The organism is Paraburkholderia sp. BR10923 (genome assembly GCF_040948765.1).
Taxonomy (GTDB): domain Bacteria; phylum Pseudomonadota; class Gammaproteobacteria; order Burkholderiales; family Burkholderiaceae; genus Paraburkholderia; species Paraburkholderia youngii.
Window position 1 is genome coordinate 58,719 of sequence record NZ_JBFPKO010000027.1, and the last position, 16,715, is coordinate 75,433.

Sequence of the window (16,715 nt, forward strand, 5' to 3'; positions counted from 1 at the left end):
CAGCGGAGCCGCCGCCAGCCTGCCCCGAGGAACCCTGATGTCCATTCCCATCGATGCCGTGACCCTCGCGCGAATGCAATTCGGCTTCACGATCGCTTTCCACATCATCTTTCCGGCGCTGTCGATCGGTCTCGCGAGCTACCTCGCCGTGCTCGAAGGCGCATGGCTCGTCACCCACAAGCCCGTATATCTCGCCGTCTACCGCTACTGGCTGACGATCTTCGCGGTCGTGTTCGGCATTGGCGTCGTGTCGGGCCTCGTGATGTCGTATCAGTTCGGCACCAACTGGGCGGGCTTCGCGTTTCGCGCGGGTCCGATCGTCGGGCCGCTGATGGGCTACGAAGTATTGACCGCTTTCTTTCTCGAGTCGGGCTTTCTCGGCGTGATGCTGTTCGGCATGAAACGCGTCGGCCCGCGTCTGCACTTTCTCGCGACCGTGCTCGTCGCGATCGGCACGCTAATGAGCGCGTTCTGGATTCTCGCCGTCAATTCATGGATGCAGACACCGCAGGGCTATGCGATCGTCGACGGACGCTTCTTTCCGGCCGACTGGATGCGCATCATCTTCAACCCGTCATTTCCGTTCCGGCTCTTACACATGGTGCTGGCCGCGTATCTGAGCGTCGCGTTCCTCGTCGGCGCGGTCGGCGCCTGGCATCTGCTCGGCGATTCGCGCAACGTCTGCGCGCGCCTGATGGTGTCGATGGCGCTATGGATGGCCTGCATCGTCGCGCCGATCCAGATGGTGGTCGGTGACCAGCACGGTATCAACACGCTCAAGCACCAGCCGGCCAAAATCGCCGCGCTCGAAGGCGACTGGCTCGCGCGTCCCGGTCAGCCGTTGATTCTGTTCGGGTTCCCGAACATGCGCACGGAGACGACCGACTATGCGCTCGAAATACCGCATCTCGGCGCGCTGATTCTGACGCACACCTGGGACGGCTCGATCGCGGGCCTCAAATCGTTCCCGCCGTCCGAGCGCCCGTTCTCGCCGGTCGTGTTCTGGGCGTTTCGCGTGATGGTCGGACTCGGCATCCTGATGGCGCTGCTCGGACTGGGCAGTCTCGCGTTGCGCTATCGAAGGACCCTGTACGAAGCGCGCTGGATGCAGCGGATCATGGTCGCGATGGGGCCGGCTGGTCTGATCGCGTTGCTGTGCGGCTGGACCGTCACCGAAGTCGGCCGGCAGCCGTACACGGTGTACGGTCTGCTGCGGACGGCCGACAGTGTGTCACCGATCGCCGCGCCCGGCGTCGCGGTATCGCTCGCGAGCTTCGGCGTGGTGTACGCGATCGTGTTCGGCGCGGCCGTGGTCTTTCTGTTCCGGCTGATGGCGGCGACGCCCACGCTCGATACGCCCGGCCCCGCGAAGGACAAGCCGCATCGCAGCGCCGGCATCACACCGGGCCCAGCACAGGCACCGTCCGTCCCATCAACTCCGGGGAGTCAGGCCGATGACGACAGGAACGTTTGATCTCGCTTTGGTATGGGCCGCGATCCTCGCGTTCGCGGTGCTCGCATACGTGCTGCTCGACGGCTTCGATCTCGGCGTCGGCATCCTGTTCGCTGTCGAGCACCACCGCGACGACCGCGACGTGATGGTGAATTCGATCGCACCGGTATGGGACGGCAACGAGACGTGGCTCGTGCTCGGCGGCGGCGGCTTGTTCGCGGTGTTTCCGCTTGCCTACGGCGTGATTCTGCCGGCGCTCTATCCGCCGATCATCGCGATGCTGCTCGCGCTGGTGTTCCGCGGCGTCGCTTTCGAATTCCGCTTTCGCGCGATAGGTCGCGGCCGCGCATGGTGGGACGCCGCGTTCTTCGGCGGCTCGGCGCTCGCGGCGCTGTGCCAGGGGCTCGTGCTCGGCGGCCTGCTGCAAGGTATCGAGGTCTCGGGGTTCTCGTATGTGGGCGGCTGGTGGGACTGGCTGACCGGCTTCACGATCCTGTGCGGTCTCGCGGTGATGGCCGGTTACACGCTGCTTGGCTCGTGCTGGCTGATCTGGCGCACCGAAGGTCCGTTGCACGAGCGTTGCCGGCGACACGCGCGCACGATGGCCATCGCCGTGCTCGCGCTGATCGTGGTGGTCACGCTATGGACGCCGATGCTGCCCAACTCGCTGACGGCGCGCTGGTTCCGTTGGCCGGACCTGCTGTTCACCGCCTGGGTACCGGTGCTGGTCGTGCTGCTGGCCTTCGGGTTTTTCCGCAGCCTGTCTGCGCGCCGCCATCTGTTGCCGCTGCTGTTTGCGTACGGCATCTTCGTGCTGTGCTACGCGGGGCTTCTGATCAGTCTTTATCCGAACCTCGTGCCACCGTCGATTTCGTTCCGCGCGGCGGCAGCGCCGCATGCGAGCCTGCTGTTTCTGCTGGTCGGCGCCGCGATCACGGTGCCGATGATTCTCGGCTATACCGTGTATGCGTACTCGGTGTTCAAGGGAAAGATGCGCGCGGGCGAGGGGTACCACTGACATGTGGCACCGCCTTGCGTGGTTCGCCGGCCTGTGGCTCGCCGGCGTCGTCGGGGTCGCGACAGTGGCGGGTGTGTTGAAGCTTCTGCTGCGCGCGGCCACGCATTGAGCGTGGCGCGCGCTGGCAGTGTGATTACCGCGGCGCGACTACGGCAACGTATAGGCGACCACGGAGTCGCGCTGCTTCGTGCCGAGCGAGCCATGTCCGCCCGCTACCACCAGCACATACTGCTTGCCGTTGCTGTCGGCATAGGTCGATCGGCGTGTCTTCGTAGGTGGTTTCGGTCGGGTCGCCCGGACCGGCTTTGTCGCCGGTCTCGATGCGCCATGCCTTCGCGCGGCGCGGCGGGTGGCCCGAGCGCGAGCCGCTTGCTCACCGGTGGCAGCAGCAGCCAGATCGCGAGCACCCACACCCAAAGACGTGGCAGCAATTGCCAGAAATCGAAGCGCGCCTCGACCGCCGCCCAGATCGTCGATGCGAACAGCACGATCGCGAACACGAACAGCGCGGCACGCCGGCGCAGCCACATCAGCACGCCGGTCGCCGCGATCGCGATGCCGGCGAGCAGGTAGTACCACGAGCCGCCGAGCATCGCGAGCCGGATACCGCCGATCGCGAGCAGCCCGCCAACGACGACGAAGACAACGCCCGGCACCGCGAGCGCGGCCGGGAGCCGCGCTGCACGCGGGGACGGGTCGCGGGTGAGCCTTGACCTGGCGGGGGCGGCGATGCAGTTTGCGGGCTATTCATTGCCGACGCCCTTCGAGACTTCGGCGGGGCTCTGATACTGCTGGTCGGGCAGATCCTGGAGCCGTTGCAGCACGTCGTCATCGGCGCCATTGGCTTTCGCGGTTTCGATGAGGCTGTCCTTGTCGGCGGGATAGGAAGCGCCCTTCAGCGCTTTCTGCACGTCGATGAACGGGTTCAGCGGGCGCTCGCCCGTGGTCGAACGGGAGTTGGTCATTTCGTTCCCCTGATGGGTTGCGTGGAAGGAAGGTCAAGTGCTGGCCGGGAATGGCGCGTCACGGCGGCGCCGAGCCCGGTGCTTGCACGTCCGGCGTGTCGCGTACCGGCTGCTGCTCCGGCTGTACATCCGTGCCGGGCATCGCTTCGGGCACGCGCGGATGCTCGTGCCTTCGCATCCGGCGTGCCTGTAGGACGCCGGACTGCGCGCTGCGACGCGCGCTAACGGTCTGCCCGACTCGTGCTCGCCGATCGCGATACGCTCGGGCCGCTGCGCGCGTGCAGCCGGCGGCCGCGTGACGCGTGGACCTGTCCCATGCTCCGTGGCCATCAGAGCCGATGGCGTTGGTCAAGAATGGCGTGCCGCGTTAGAAAAAATCCACGCTCGCGCAGGCGTCGTTGCGCTTCAACGCTCCGACGCCAATAGCTTCCGGTACACCTCGATGTACTCGTCGGCCATGCGTGCCGCGGTGAAGCGCCGCTCGAAGGCTTCGCGACAGCGCGCGCGGTCCAGCTCGCCGATCCGGTTCACCGCATCGACGGCCTCGTCGACACTATCGACGATGAAGCCGGTCACGCCGTCGTCGATGATCTCGCGGACCGAGCCGCGGTCGAATGCGATCACCGGTGTGCCCGCCGCCAGCGCCTCGACCAGCACGAGCCCGAACGGCTCGGGCCAGTCGATCGGAAACAGCAGCGCTCGCGCGGCGCCGATGAAGCGATCCTTGTCACGGCCACCCAGCTCGCCGCGATAGCACACATGCGGTTGCCGCATCAGCGATGCGACCTCGTGCTCGTAGTAGACGCGATCGCCGTCGTCGATCTTGGCCGCGATTTCGAGCCGCGCGTTCGCACGGCCCGCGATCTCGATCGCGAGATCGGGTCGCTTGGTCGGCGCGATGCGGCCGACGAATGCCAGGTAGTCGGACGGCGTGCGGCTGAAGGTGTGAAGGTCGCGCGGCAGGCCGTGATGGACCGTGCGCTGCCACGCGAGTCGCGGCAGCGGCGCGCGCTGCGCGTCGGAGATCGATACCAGCGGTACGTCGCAAAACTCGCGGTACAGCGCCTCCAGACCGGGGATGTCGAGCCGCCAATGCAGCGTCGTCACGTGCGCGCAGCCCAGCCGCCTGCCGAACGGGAAGCTCGTGTAGTCGGTATGGAAGTGCACGATGTCGAAGTCGGCCGAAAGTTGCACGACCCGTTCGAGCATCGCGACATGAAACGCCTGCGGGTCGGCGGTGTTCTCGAGCCCGCGCAGCGGCCGCGGATAGACGGACACGAGATGCGCGCGCGTCAGCGAGTCGCCGCTCGCGAACAGCGTGACCTCATGGCCGAGTTCGACCAGCGCCTCGGTCAGCCACGACACGACGCGCTCGGTGCCGCCATAGGCGACGGGCGGAACGCGCTCGTAGAGCGTCGACACTTGCGCGATGCGCATGCGAGCCTCCGTCGTTCTTCCGCCGTGCAGACCTCCGTCGTCGAGCATCCACCATTCCAGACGCGCGGTGGACGATGGTATGGCGCTTGCGGGTTGTCGATCGAAGCGTGTCATCCGTCCCGCTTCGATTCATCCCGTTCCACTTCGTAGAGGAGAAAAACATGAAGCGCGTTACCGCCATTGCCGCACTTTGCTGTGGGCTTGCCGCTATCCCTCATATCGCCGGCGCGCAAACCGAGGCCGCCTCGACCACGAGCGCCAATCCGCTGCCTCAGGCCGACAAGGACTTCGTGCAGGCGGCGAGCATGTCGTCGTCGACCGAAATCGACGCGGCCAAGCTCGCGACGAAGAACTCCAGCGACAAGGATGTGAAATCGTTCGCGCATCACATGATGCTCGATCACACGAAGCTCACGATGCAACTGAAGATGGCTGCGCCACACGGCGTCGCGGTGCCGAAGGACAATTCCGACACCACGATGCTGGACTCGCTGAAGAGCCTGCATGGCAAGGCATTCGATCAGGCGTATATCCAGAAGGTCGGCATGCAGGGACACGAGGACGCGCTGAGCGCATTCAAGAAAGAAATCTCCGATGGCCAGAACGCTGATCTGAAGAAGGCCGCGCAAAAAGCGCTGCCTACCATCGAGGAACACTACAAGATGGCGCAGGATCTCGCGACGAAGAAGGGGGTGACGAAGTAGCGCCGAAGGCAGGTACCCGCGCCATTCGTGTAGTCCGGTAAAGCAGTCCGCGCTAGAAACTCATCGCGAATCCGAACGACACGCCGTGCACGTTGCGACCGAACACGTAGCGCACCAACGCGCGCGTGCGGGTGACGATGACGGGATACCTGCTGCTATCGAGTTCGAGGCCGACTCCCAGCGACGTGAGGTCGTTGAAACCCAGCACCCCGGCGCTGTCGCCGAAGTAGTGCGAGTAAGCGGCTTCGAGCACATAGCGGACTGGCCGGTCCAGCGCGTGCCAGCCGGTGGGCGCGCGCCAGCGTGTCCATAGGCTCACTTGCTGGGCCGTGGCCGAGCCCTGAACGGCCTGCGATGAACCGCCGAAACTGCGCAGGTAAATATCTGTCGCCCGCAATTCCGCGTCGATTTCGTAGTTTTCGCGGTAGTGCTCGTAGTCGAGCATCAGGGAGCCGCCATAGCCGTAGGCATTGAGCGAGCCATTCTCGAGGAACTGCAGGTTGCTGTCGGTGACGTGATTGAACAGCGTCTGCCCGACCTTCAGGTCACTCGACACGCGCCCGATCGTACCGTTCAGGATCGGACGGAATGCCAGTTCGTCCGTGATGCGGAAATCCCAGCCCAGGCCGACCGTGCCGCTGAAGGTGTTCCACTTGGTGGGCACCGCACGCTGCTGGGCGCCATCCGTGGCAATGAAAACCGGATCGTAGCGGCTGTAGGCGAGCGTGCCCTCCATGTACAACGGAAACGACCTGCTGAGCGTGAAGCCGCCGCCGAATTGCGTCTGCCCGAAGCCGGGATTACCGGTCAGGCCGTTATTGACCGACAGGTTGCTGGTCGTGACGTCCGGGACCGTCGTGTAGCTCATGATCGCGAGCACAGCGTCCGCGTGCTGCTTTACATTGCCGCCGATCACGGTATTGCTCGACAATTGCCCCGGCACGACCTGCGCTTGCGACGGGCAGGACAGCAGGCTCAAAGGCAGAGCGGCACCCGCGCCCCATGCGCGAAGTGACCAACGCTTCCGAAGTGCCGGCATAGTCAAACAACCTCGCCATTTGTCGACGACCAGATTGCAGGCTGACTTGCAGGCTCACTTGCACGCTCACCCACGGCGTATCCAACGAGCATCATGCACTCCTGTCAGTCGGCCAATTGTGTTCGTCTTCCGCGAAGTCGCGATTCCGCTGCACTGAAACAGGTGCACGCAGTCGATGCGACTCCGGCGGGCGTTGCGCCGCTCACAGCACCTGGAAGGTCTGCGCTAGTATGTATAGAAATACCTGAAGTGAAGTTGTACGGCAATACGGGCATATCTTCAGTCGCTTGCCTTGGCGCTCGGGCAAGGGACACCACCCACTTCCCCACGGAGCATCGTTATGTCCACCCATTCGGTCCCGAACGACAAACCCGTCAAGATCCCCGGCCCGGACCATCCGATCACGATCGAGCAGCACCGCGCGCGCGTGATCGTGATGGCTGGCGGCCAGGTGATCGCCGATACACACGATGCGTTGACGCTGCGCGAGGCCCGCTATCCGGCCGTGCTGTACATCCCCCGCAACGACGTGGACATGACCCGGCTCGAACGCACGGCGCACGCGACTTATTGTCCATACAAAGGCGAATGCGCCTACTTCTCGATTCCATCGGCCGGCGAGCGCGGCACCAACGCGGTGTGGACCTACGAGCACCCTTACGACGCCGTCGCGTCGATCCGCGAACACCTCGCGTTCTACCCCGACCGCGTGGATTCCATCACGCAGGAGCCGGCCGCTCATTAGGCGGACTCGCGCGGATTATTTGCCCGGCAATCCGGCACGGCTTGGCGGTCCCTGTTCCGCCACGCCCTCGCGGCATTTGACCACCGACCGACGAAACGGCACGGACTGCGATAACCCGTGCCGTTTTTTATGCTTGACGACTCGCGCGGATCACGCGCGGAATCGAAGCCGATTCACAGCGCCCGCGCGTCGAACGGATCACACCGACCTAAACAAGACCTTAAGACTTCAGTATCGCCAAATAAAAAAACCAAGGTCACGTAAATGACTTTTTTTACGGTTCAAATTCGTCCCGCTTTACCCAAATTCGTTGTCAAGCAAAGGACGAGACATGAAACCGATTACGAAATGGAAGCGTAAGCAAAGCGCAATGTGCGCCGCCGTCGCACTGCTCGCCGGGCTGTCCTCGGCAGTCGCGACCGCCGGCGACGATCACGATCACGACCGCGATCACGATCGCGATCGCGCGTCGGTCAAGCATGTGCTGCTGATCAGCTTCGATGGTCTGCATGAGCAGGACGTCGCGCGTTGCATCGGCGCGAACACCTGCCCCAATCTGGCGCTGCTCGCGAAGTCAGGCACCACGTACACGAACGCGCATACACCGGGACTGTCGGATTCGTTTCCGGGCCTCGCCGCACTCGTGACCGGCGGCTCGCCGAAGTCCGCGGGCCTGTTCTACGACGTCTCCTACGACCGCACGCTCTATGCGCCGTCCGATACCAGTTGCACGGGCCCGACCGGCTGGAATGTCGTGTTCGATGAAACGACCGGCATCGACGGCGAGAACGGCGGCGCGCTGATCCATCTCGACGGCGGCGGCGCGTTCAATCCGCAGGCGATTCCGCATGCGCTCGTCAATGGCGTCTGCACGCCCGTCTATCCGCACAACTATCTGAAGACCAACACGGTCTTCGAAGTGATCAAGGGCAACGTGAACGGCGCGCGCACCGCGTGGGCCGATAAACACGCGTGGGGCTACGACTGGCTCAACGGACCGTCCGGCACGGGTGTCGACGATCTTGCGCGCACCGAAATCAATTCGATCGATCCGGATACCAATAGCAACTATCTCGACACGTACACGCACACGGAGAAGTTCGACAACTACCATGTGCAATCGCTGATCCATGAAATCGATGGCAAGGATTCGACCGGTCAAAAGAACGTCGCGGTGCCGACGGTGTTCGGCGCCAACTTCCAGACGCTGAGCGTCGCGCAGAAGGCCACGGTCGCGTCGGGCGGCGGCTATCTGGATGCGAGTTTCACGCCGGGTCCGCAGGTGGCCGGTGCGATCGCGTATATCGACGACGCGTTGGGACGCATCGTGTCCGAACTGAAGCAACGCAATCTCTATTCGTCGACGGCGATCATCGTGACCGCGAAGCATGGCCAGTCGCCGACCGATCATTCGAAGCTGGTGAAGAACGGCGATACGCTGACCAAGCTGCTAGAAGCCAACAACTATCTGGATTCGGGCGGCGCTTTTGGGCAAAACGCTACGACGAGCGGCAACCTGAACGATGGCACCGGGCTCGTCGGCACCGGCATGGTGCAGACCGACGACGTCGGTCTGATCTGGCTGCGCGATCAAAGCCAGACGGCCGCGGTCGTGAAGACGCTGAAAGACAATCTGAGCTGCAACGCGCCGGGGATTTGCGCGGACGGTCCGCAGGCGTACATCCTGTCCGGCCCGCAACTGGCGAACCGGTTCGGCGATCCGTCGCGCGGCCGCACGCCCGACATCATCGTTCAGCCGAACCTGGGCGTCATCTATACGTCGAGCAAGTCGAAGGACGAGGAGCATGGCGGCAACGCGCCCGACGACAGCCATCTCGGTCTCGTGATGTACGTGCCTCATGCGCATCATGCCGGGAAGGTCAACGACGAGCGAGTGCTGACCACGCAGGTCGCGCCGACGATCTTGCGTCTGCTCGATCTGAAGCCTGAACTGCTGCATTCGGTCGCGATTGAAGGAACGCGTCCGCTGCCGGAGTTCGATCGCGAAGACTGAGTGCTTACCGTAGTCGACGTATTCGAGTAGTGAGCTGCGCCGCGATCGGTGTTGGAACGATCGTGGCGCGGTCGTTTTTTGCCGGGGTCCAGCCGCGCGGACCTCGCGCGCCGGCGCGTGCGAGAATGGGAGCCGCCTGATTTTCGCCAAACAGGCGTGCGTCGATCGCCTGACAAGGAGCCGCGCTGCCATGAACAACATTGCTCTCGGATGCGTAGCGGTGTTGGGGCTGCTGTTATTCGGCCTCGGCTTGTCGGTATCGATGCTGCGTTTTCGCGAACGTACCACTGCGGGCTGCGCCGATGATCCTGCCGACCTGTTGCACAAGCTGGTTCGGGCGCATGGCAACACAGCGGAATACGCGCCGTTTCTGGCGGTGCTATTTCTCTTTCTGGGCGCGAGATCGCCGTCCACGGTGACGGTGTCGCTGATGGTCATCGCGACCTTGTGCCGGTGCTTGCTCGTCGTAGGGCTTGTCGCGTTTCCGACGATGGCGAAGCCCAACCCTTTGCGCTTCGTCGGTGCGATTGGGACTTATGGCACAGGGATTGCATTGTGTTTGGCGTTGATGCGCTGAGGCGCCGTGCTGCGGATCGCCGGCGCGCTCTACCTGATCTGGCTCGGCATCAAGATGATCGTGACCGCGCGGCGGCCATTGTCCGCAGGCGTCGGCAGCGCCGCGTCCGGCTGGGCCGCGACGAAGAAAGGCTATTTCGTCAGCATGACGAATCCGAAATCCATCGCGTTCTACGGCAGCATCTTCGCGTTGATGGTGCCCGCGCATGCACCGTTGTGGCTCGATATCGCGGTCGTGGCGCTGTCGATCGGCATGTCGTGCGCGTGGTACTGCGCGATGGCGTTGCTTGGATCGCATCCGGCGGTTCGGCGCACGCTGATTCGCCGCAAGGCCGTGCTCGATACCGTAGCGGGTGCGTTGCCGGTCGGAGTCGGCGGGCGGATGTTGGTGGGGCGTTGAACAGCTACGGGCGCACGAAGTGATGCCGCGTTCGAACGGTCAGGCGGAATCGGCTTGCGGCGCACCGCCGCGAATCACGAGTTCCATAAACCCTGTCTGCGGATCGTGCTCCCGCGCGAACGAATAGCCCGGAACCGACACGAGCAACAACTCGACGGTCGTGCGCACCATGCACCCGCGCGCCACATGACCGCCGAACACCTGCCCGCGTGCATCAGCGATCGACATGTGCAGATGAGCGCCATCGGGCGAGACGGAGCCTGCGAGGGTCAATATTTCGAGGTCGCCGCGAATTTCCGTTGGCGCTTGCGCGCCAGCGAATCTCAATGCCGCAACGTGAAGACTGCCGATGCCCTGGACGACGAAGGCCGCTTGCAGCTCGGGTTGACGAAGCGCGTCTTCGATGGCGACGCGAAGGTCGTCGCCGGGCGAGAGCCGGAGGGGATGTGCTTGCATGCCTGGGCCGTTTGAAACGCGGTGGACGCAGGGACTTTGCGTGGATGAGGAAGTATCTCACAGGCACTTGTACGCGAGCGGCCCGCCGCAATCAAAGGCCCGCAGCCAGTTCGTCGCGCCAACTCGTAATCGGGCGCCGGCTCACGCTTTTGCTAGTCCCTTTCAACACTTCGAATTCTGTGCTTCCGTCGGTTCGCGTGAACCGGATATCGAATATCTGCGCGCCTACCTTGAGGTTTCGCAAGGTCAGCGTGTCGATCCAGGGAGACAGCACCGGGTCGACGTACAGTTGCCTGCGCGGCGCGTCGGGCTGAAGACCCAGGATCGCATACACGAGCGAAAAAATCGATCCCGCGGCCCATGCCTGCGGCACATTTGCGCCCATGTACTGCACCGGAAAGCTCGCCTCCGTGCGCTGGAGGCCTGCAAATAGCTCGGGTAACTGGTTCAGCGCGAAATAGCCGCCTGCATCGCAGATGTCTTTCGCGATCCGTCCTGCCTCGTCCGCAAAACCATAACGCTTGAACCCTTCGGCGATGAGTCCGTTGTCATGCGGCCACACGGCGCCCTTCTGATAAGAATGCGGATTGAAGGCCGGATGTTTCGACGACAGTGTGCGCACGCCCCACCCGCTATACATGTCCGGCTTCATGAGTCTTTGCACTACTCGGCTCGCGCGCTCGGGCGGAACGATTCCCGACCACAGACAGTGGCCCGGATTGGAGGCGATGCTCATCACCCGTTGCTTGTCGCCATCCAGGCATAGTGCGTAGAAACCGGTGCGTTCGTCCCAGAACGCGTCATTGAATCGCTCGTACAAGTCGGCGGCTTTCGCGCGCAGCCTGGATGCACGGCGCTTCTCATCGAGCAGGTCGTAGACCGCGGCCATACGGAGCCATGCGTCATACACGTAGCCTTGCAGCTCGCAGAGCGCCTTCGGTCCTTTGACGAGCATGCCGTCGGGGTACACCACGGCATCACCGGCATCTTTCCAGCTGTGGTTTTTCAGGCCGTTCGTCGAACGCGTCTCGTACTCCTGGAACCCGTCGCCGTCACGATCGCCATAGTTGTCGATCCATTTCAGGCACCGTTCGGCATTGGGCAGATGACGGATCAGCAATTCACGGTCGCCGGTGCAACACCATGCGGTATGGAGCACGATCAGATACAAAGCCGTCGCGTCCGCGGTTCCGTAGTACGGCGTATGAGGAACGAGTCCAAGCTTCGCCAGCTCGCCCCGACGCAGCTCGTGCATGATTTTGCCCGGCTCGCCGTCACGAAAGTCGTCACGCTTCGTGGCTTGTCGTGCGCCGAGCGCTGCAAGCGTGCCGCGCGCGAACCCCGAGTAAATCAGCGCCGTCTGCAGCGAGGTGATCAGACTGTCACGTCCGAACAGCGCGACAAACCACGGCAAGCCCGCTGCGGGAATCATCAGACGCCTGCCATTGACGTGCTCCGGCACCCGCAACGCCGCGACATCATCGGTCGCCTGACGAAACAGACGGTTGAAGGTTTCGTTGCTGCACTCGAGCGACGGAATCGCGCGTTTCCATTGTGCGAGCCGCTTTCCTTCGGGCGACAGTTCGCCGGCCGCGCCGCAGCGCTGCGGCGCGCGGACGGCCCGGCCGTCATCGTCGATGTCGTACTTCAAGCAACAATGCCAACGCGCGCCGGGTCGCAAGCTCACACCAAATGTGATGCGGCCGTTTGCATAAGCGCCTCGCGTGTGGCTATCGTGCACGCTCAGACTGATGCCACGGCCAAAGTGCCCGTTCTGGTAACTGGTCTTCAGGTGTTGCGTGTGCTCATTCCAGGTGGTGACGACACGACCGCGACGAACCACATGCCCGGCCCTGACTTCGAAGATGTCCGCGAAATCGCTACGCACCGCGATCTCTAGATTGAACGACACCGTATGCAGGCCGTGATTGGTCATGTCGATGTCCTCGTGGACTCCACCACCGACATGACGGGTCAGTATCAGGCTGACCGTATGTTCCTCGATGAGCCCGTCCTCGCTGTCGAGCGAACGATTCGCGAGACACGCCCGCATCAAAAAGGACTGCAGCGCTCCCGAGCTGAGCAGATCCCAGGGCTCGCCATTGGCGAAGATCGTCCAGTTGCTGATAAGACGCGTGTCCTGGAAATACAGCCCCTTGCGCGACCCGCTGATGATCTGCCCGTCCGGCTGCGTGAGCAGGACCGTATGCCCCTGATGGATGGCAATCTGCGGCGGGCCAATCCTTACCTCGAGCGACATGTCAGTGTCCCTCTAAACGACCAGGCGAAATTGCGCATTGCGCTCAGGCTTCCACATGGATGTTTCGAAACCTTCATGTGAATTGAGACAGCAACACTCGCGCCGCCTTCACTCAGGAAAGGTACGGGGTGCACCCGCGCGTGTTCGGGACCGCGTTATGCTGCCGGCCTCCATTCAAATCGGAGAGGTGGTGGTTGCCTTGCTCATCACCGTTGTCGGTGTAACGATCGCAGACGATCGGGCTCGTCGTGCTCGACCGGAAACGCCGCGCGTAAATCGGGGCTATGGAGGAGGTGGGAAGTGGGATATCAGCGCACATCAAAGTCTGCGACAAAAATTCCCGCTGAACCCCATTCCACCGTCGCACTACGCGCTACCAAATATCACAGAGTTTGACGCAACCGGTTGTCGCCGCAAATCCAATCGATTTTCGGAACACAATGTCTGCTCGAAACCCGCAGCTCAATGGTCCGCTTCGCCAGTGCGCCGACCGACCGCCAACCGCTGCAGTGCGCGGTTGCTCAGGTAGTCGCATGTTCGAAAGCATCTTGCGCCGCTGTATCGAGGAGCGGTCTGCGCGCCGGGCTCGGGGGCCAGCTATCGCCCCACTCAGCCGGTATGCGCCGAATTTGCGCGACAGTGAAGCAGTTGCCGGAGGATGACCCAGCGCGTGACGACGAACCCGAGCGCCGCGGTGTACACGGCTTTCAGAATAACGAATCCGGCAAAAGAAAGCCCGGCGCACCCTAGCAAAAGGAACGTCGCGGACATGAGTGCGGTGATCACGGCGGCGGCAACAACACCGATCACCAGCCCGAAAGACCAGGCTTTGCTTGGCAAATGCGCGAGCACGCCGCTCTCCGCGAAGACCGTGTCGCTCCCTGTGAGCCGACCGGCGCGAAACTCCCCGCGCGCCGCCGGTGTGACAAACAGGGATACCAGCAGCGACAGCACGATGGACGTCACTGCGATATCGATGATGATGCCACTGTCGCCGAAGAGCGGCACGAATGCCATCCGCCGATTGCCGAGCCACGTAATAGCCGGGTTCAGCACGGCATTAATGACGGCGCAGGCCGCGCCTTGTGCGCGGATATAGGATTGGACAGGCTGCATCATCTTTCCACGCAGGTTAAAGCCGTCCTTGGCGCTGAGCTGAGCCGAATCCAGCTGCCTGGTCCAGGCCGTTTTCCATGCTAGCGGTCAGGAGTATACTGCTCCCAAATTCGCGGCAGAGGAATGCTGAACATGAGTTGCGATTTTGAAGCATTGTTTGGCGAGATAGTGGGGAGAGGAGCGCAAGCCACGGTGTATGCGAAGGGAGAGCACGCGGTAAAACTGTATCGCGAAGGTTATCCAAAGAGGAACGTCTTCAGCGAAGCGTACATCATGGCGAATCTGGAGCTCGTGAATTTCCCCGGGCCGATGATTTACGAAATACTCCTCGTAGACGGGCGATATGGTTTACGCATGGACCGGGTAAAAGGCGAAGTGATGTCGGAGGAGTTCCGCGATCCGGCGCGCCGCGATCCGGTGCGATGTAAAGACACGCTGGATGTTCTTGTGGCTCTCCAGTGCCGCTTGCAAAAGTATGACAAGACTGGGTGGATGCCGGATCTCAAACAGCGTTTTCACGACGACTTGGTGATTAACGACAGGCTTTCCGCTGATCTCAAGAAAAACCTCCAGGGGGTTCTGGGCGGTCTGCCGGACGGTCAGGCGTTATGTCACTGCGATTTTCATGCGGGCAACGTTTTTTTTGACGGCGCGAAGTACACGGTTATCGATCTGCTCCAGGTCAGCAGGGGCGATCCGGCGGCGGATGCCGCTTGCTCGTATGTAGCGTGGAGTTTTACCGGTACGGAAATCGCCGAATACTATCTGAACAGGTATTGCGGTGAATCAGGGATTTCCGAGAAAAGCGTTCGGCAGTGGCTCAGGGTGTATGCTGGAACGCTGTTGGGACAAGTGCCTGAAAAATTTACACCGGTTATAGAACGGTTCATCGCGGGTTCGTGATGGCGCGCAGCTGTACCCCGAATCGTTTCGCTTTCGGGTCTACCTGTAGAGACCAGTGGCATGAGCCTGCGCGCAGGATATACAAGCGGTCGTAAGTCATCCCACTTCACGGATATCCACAGACATCACATATTAATCGGCTTCGCGCCTGCCACATTAACCTGCGTGTGCCTTGCGGGCGCAACGTGCGTCCTGCGCGAAAGGCCGACGGCGGAACACCGTGCTGTTGACCACGAGGTCGCGGGCGCACTCAGAAAGGTACTCAGCACTGCCGCACCCAGTACTTCACGCAGCGGCGCGCGAGCCGGGCCATAACACGCCACGGCGAAGACGAGGCCCGACTGGTTCGACACGGATTCCTTCACTGTCGTCCCGCTGTCCAACCTGGCTACATTGATCGTGAAAGTCGATGCTCGCTGTTCCTGCGGGCACGCGCCATCGTACCCGTCCTGCCGTGCAGCGATCGGTCAATCTGACGGTAGAAAGAACCAACCCGACAACGATCCGCAGCGACACCCCTTCCGCCTAGTGCATTTGCAGGGCTGGCATCGCGTAACGGATGACCGCAGAGCAAACCATAGCGGCCCATGGCCGGCGATCGACCCAGTGACCGTTTTCGCCGAATTCTGTGCGTAGCTGGTCCGTCAGGTTTCGGAGGCAACAACCGGCCATTCGACTCGCGACAATCACCTGAACGCCAATAAAGCCAGGTCGCGCAGGCTGGGCTTCCATTCGTCGATGTGCTGTTCGGCCGGCATCAAACTGAGTTTTTTACAGCCATCCTCTCGGCCATCCACGCTTTCAGCGCCTTCACACCTGGTTGAAGCTCGTCCGCATCGGGGTGTACGAGATAGTATCCCTCGCACAACGGCAACGCTTTTCCAAACGGCTCCACAAGCGAACCCGCAGCAAGCTCGCCTTCCACCAGAATCGCACTGGTCAGGACGACCCCTTGCGCACGCACCGCGGCGTCGATCGCCATCAACGACTGGTCGAACTCAATGCCGACGATCGCCTCGATCTGCTCATCGGCAAGATTGCTGAATCGTGTCAACCACGCCCTCCAGTGAGGATGCAGCGTGTTGTGAAGCAGCGTCGCGGACTGGAGGTCTTCGGGCCGCTTCAATCTTAACTTGGCGGTCCGCCAAATGCCGGACCCAAATTGCAAAAATTGAGGTGTATGCCTCCTGCGACGATTCGCGGAACTGCCGTTCAGGGGCGCGCTGACCATCGAGCCAAGAAACAAATGTTTTCTCTGGCTCCTGAACCCCGTTGGCAAGCCTATCCTCTTGGCGCAATCGATCTCCACTTTTTATCGGGTTACCAGGTAAAGAATAAGTCGTCGCGGGTCCTGAAGGCGAGCAAAACGCTGGTTCGCTGCGTAAAAGCAAGGATCACTTTTGAAACATACTAGATAAGAGAGAAAAATTATCGTTAGGCCCGACTGACTTAATTGTTCTCCGACTGACTTAATTGTTTCCCTTCAGAGCACCGATAGTGAGATATCTGCGCACATCAAAGTCTGCGACAAAAGTCCGCTCCTAGGCCCACTCCACCGTCGCACGACGCGCCACTAAATATCTTCAAAGTTTGCGGCAACTAGCTGTCGCCCTCGAGCCAACGGATTCT

Annotated in this window: 17 protein-coding genes and 1 pseudogene; 9 read left to right on the top strand and 9 right to left on the bottom strand. The window is 62.1% G+C overall.

Annotated features, from left to right (window positions below):
• The first annotated feature begins 37 nt into the window (after positions 1–37).
• The 3 genes from AB3X94_RS34280 to AB3X94_RS34290 are packed head-to-tail and all read left to right on the top strand — an operon-like array spanning position 38 to position 2,580.
• Complete coding sequence (locus AB3X94_RS34280; RefSeq protein ID WP_368613811.1) at positions 38–1,474, top strand: cytochrome ubiquinol oxidase subunit I; 1,437 nt, start codon at positions 38–40, stop codon at positions 1,472–1,474.
• Positions 1,455–2,471, top strand: a complete 1,017-nt coding sequence (gene cydB / locus AB3X94_RS34285; RefSeq protein WP_368613812.1) for a cytochrome d ubiquinol oxidase subunit II — start codon at positions 1,455–1,457, stop codon at positions 2,469–2,471. Before AB3X94_RS34280 ends, cydB begins: the two co-directional genes overlap by 20 nt.
• A 1-nt stretch (position 2,472) precedes the next feature.
• Entirely contained in the window at positions 2,473–2,580 is a 108-nt protein-coding gene (locus AB3X94_RS34290) for a DUF2474 domain-containing protein (RefSeq protein WP_368613813.1), read from the top strand.
• Between the two features lie 103 nt (positions 2,581–2,683).
• Here AB3X94_RS34290 and AB3X94_RS34295 read toward each other — a convergent pair whose 3' ends face one another.
• The 3 genes from AB3X94_RS34295 to AB3X94_RS34305 all read right to left on the bottom strand — a co-directional run bounded on the left by AB3X94_RS34295 (position 2,684) and on the right by AB3X94_RS34305 (position 4,873).
• Positions 2,684–3,127 carry a hypothetical protein gene (locus AB3X94_RS34295; RefSeq protein ID WP_368613814.1) on the bottom strand — a complete coding sequence of 148 codons (444 nt, stop codon included), beginning with the start codon at positions 3,125–3,127 and terminating at the stop codon, positions 2,684–2,686.
• A gap of 87 nt (positions 3,128–3,214) precedes the next feature.
• A complete protein-coding gene (locus AB3X94_RS34300) occupies positions 3,215–3,436 on the bottom strand; it encodes a DUF2795 domain-containing protein (protein WP_176111663.1) in 222 nt (73 codons plus the stop codon).
• A gap of 405 nt (positions 3,437–3,841) precedes the next feature.
• Entirely contained in the window at positions 3,842–4,873 is a 1,032-nt protein-coding gene (locus AB3X94_RS34305) for a glycosyltransferase family 4 protein (RefSeq protein WP_368613815.1), read from the bottom strand.
• A 161-nt stretch (positions 4,874–5,034) separates the two neighbouring features.
• On the opposite strand from AB3X94_RS34305, the gene AB3X94_RS34310 reads away from it, so the two are divergent.
• A complete protein-coding gene (locus tag AB3X94_RS34310) occupies positions 5,035–5,577 on the top strand; it encodes a DUF4142 domain-containing protein (RefSeq protein ID WP_368613816.1) in 543 nt (180 codons plus the stop codon).
• 52 nt (positions 5,578–5,629) lie between these two features.
• Here the strand turns inward: AB3X94_RS34310 and AB3X94_RS34315 are convergent, their stop codons facing one another.
• Complete coding sequence (locus tag AB3X94_RS34315) at positions 5,630–6,616, bottom strand: hypothetical protein (RefSeq protein WP_368613817.1); 987 nt, start codon at positions 6,614–6,616, stop codon at positions 5,630–5,632.
• Positions 6,617–6,956: 340 nt separating this feature from the next.
• Between AB3X94_RS34315 and AB3X94_RS34320 the strand changes: the two genes are divergently transcribed.
• From AB3X94_RS34320 to AB3X94_RS34335, 4 genes and pseudogenes are all read left to right on the top strand, one after another.
• Complete coding sequence (locus tag AB3X94_RS34320) at positions 6,957–7,361, top strand: DUF427 domain-containing protein (protein WP_368613818.1); 405 nt, start codon at positions 6,957–6,959, stop codon at positions 7,359–7,361.
• A gap of 331 nt (positions 7,362–7,692) precedes the next feature.
• Positions 7,693–9,375, top strand: coding sequence for an alkaline phosphatase family protein (locus AB3X94_RS34325; protein ID WP_368613819.1), 1,683 nt, complete (start codon positions 7,693–7,695; stop codon positions 9,373–9,375).
• Positions 9,376–9,565: 190 nt separating this feature from the next.
• A complete protein-coding gene (locus tag AB3X94_RS34330; RefSeq protein WP_176111658.1) occupies positions 9,566–9,952 on the top strand; it encodes an MAPEG family protein in 387 nt (128 codons plus the stop codon).
• A 9-nt stretch (positions 9,953–9,961) separates the two neighbouring features.
• Positions 9,962–10,351 (top strand): annotated as a pseudogene (locus tag AB3X94_RS34335) (LysE family translocator); the annotation flags it as partial.
• A gap of 39 nt (positions 10,352–10,390) precedes the next feature.
• Here AB3X94_RS34335 and AB3X94_RS34340 read toward each other — a convergent pair.
• The 3 genes from AB3X94_RS34340 to AB3X94_RS34350 all read right to left on the bottom strand — a co-directional run bounded on the left by AB3X94_RS34340 (position 10,391) and on the right by AB3X94_RS34350 (position 14,186).
• Positions 10,391–10,807, bottom strand: a complete 417-nt coding sequence (locus tag AB3X94_RS34340; RefSeq protein ID WP_176111657.1) for a PPC domain-containing DNA-binding protein — start codon at positions 10,805–10,807, stop codon at positions 10,391–10,393.
• 91 nt (positions 10,808–10,898) lie between these two features.
• Positions 10,899–13,067, bottom strand: coding sequence for a glycogen debranching N-terminal domain-containing protein (locus AB3X94_RS34345; RefSeq protein ID WP_368613820.1), 2,169 nt, complete (start codon positions 13,065–13,067; stop codon positions 10,899–10,901).
• A 609-nt stretch (positions 13,068–13,676) separates the two neighbouring features.
• A complete protein-coding gene (locus AB3X94_RS34350) occupies positions 13,677–14,186 on the bottom strand; it encodes a hypothetical protein (RefSeq protein WP_368613821.1) in 510 nt (169 codons plus the stop codon).
• Between the two features lie 129 nt (positions 14,187–14,315).
• Between AB3X94_RS34350 and AB3X94_RS34355 the strand changes: the two genes are divergently transcribed.
• Positions 14,316–15,086: a phosphotransferase gene (locus AB3X94_RS34355; RefSeq protein WP_368613822.1), complete on the top strand. Its 771-nt coding sequence runs from the start codon at positions 14,316–14,318 to the stop codon at positions 15,084–15,086.
• 125 nt (positions 15,087–15,211) lie between these two features.
• On the opposite strand, the gene AB3X94_RS34360 is transcribed toward AB3X94_RS34355, so the two are convergent.
• Together AB3X94_RS34360 and AB3X94_RS34365 are read right to left on the bottom strand one after the other, a co-directional pair.
• Positions 15,212–15,451 (bottom strand): hypothetical protein, encoded by a 240-nt coding sequence (locus tag AB3X94_RS34360; protein WP_368613823.1) that lies wholly within the window; start codon positions 15,449–15,451, stop codon positions 15,212–15,214.
• Positions 15,452–15,843: 392 nt separating this feature from the next.
• Positions 15,844–16,317: a LysR substrate-binding domain-containing protein gene (locus tag AB3X94_RS34365; RefSeq protein ID WP_368613840.1), complete on the bottom strand. Its 474-nt coding sequence runs from the start codon at positions 16,315–16,317 to the stop codon at positions 15,844–15,846.
• Positions 16,318–16,715: the final 398 nt, after the last annotated feature.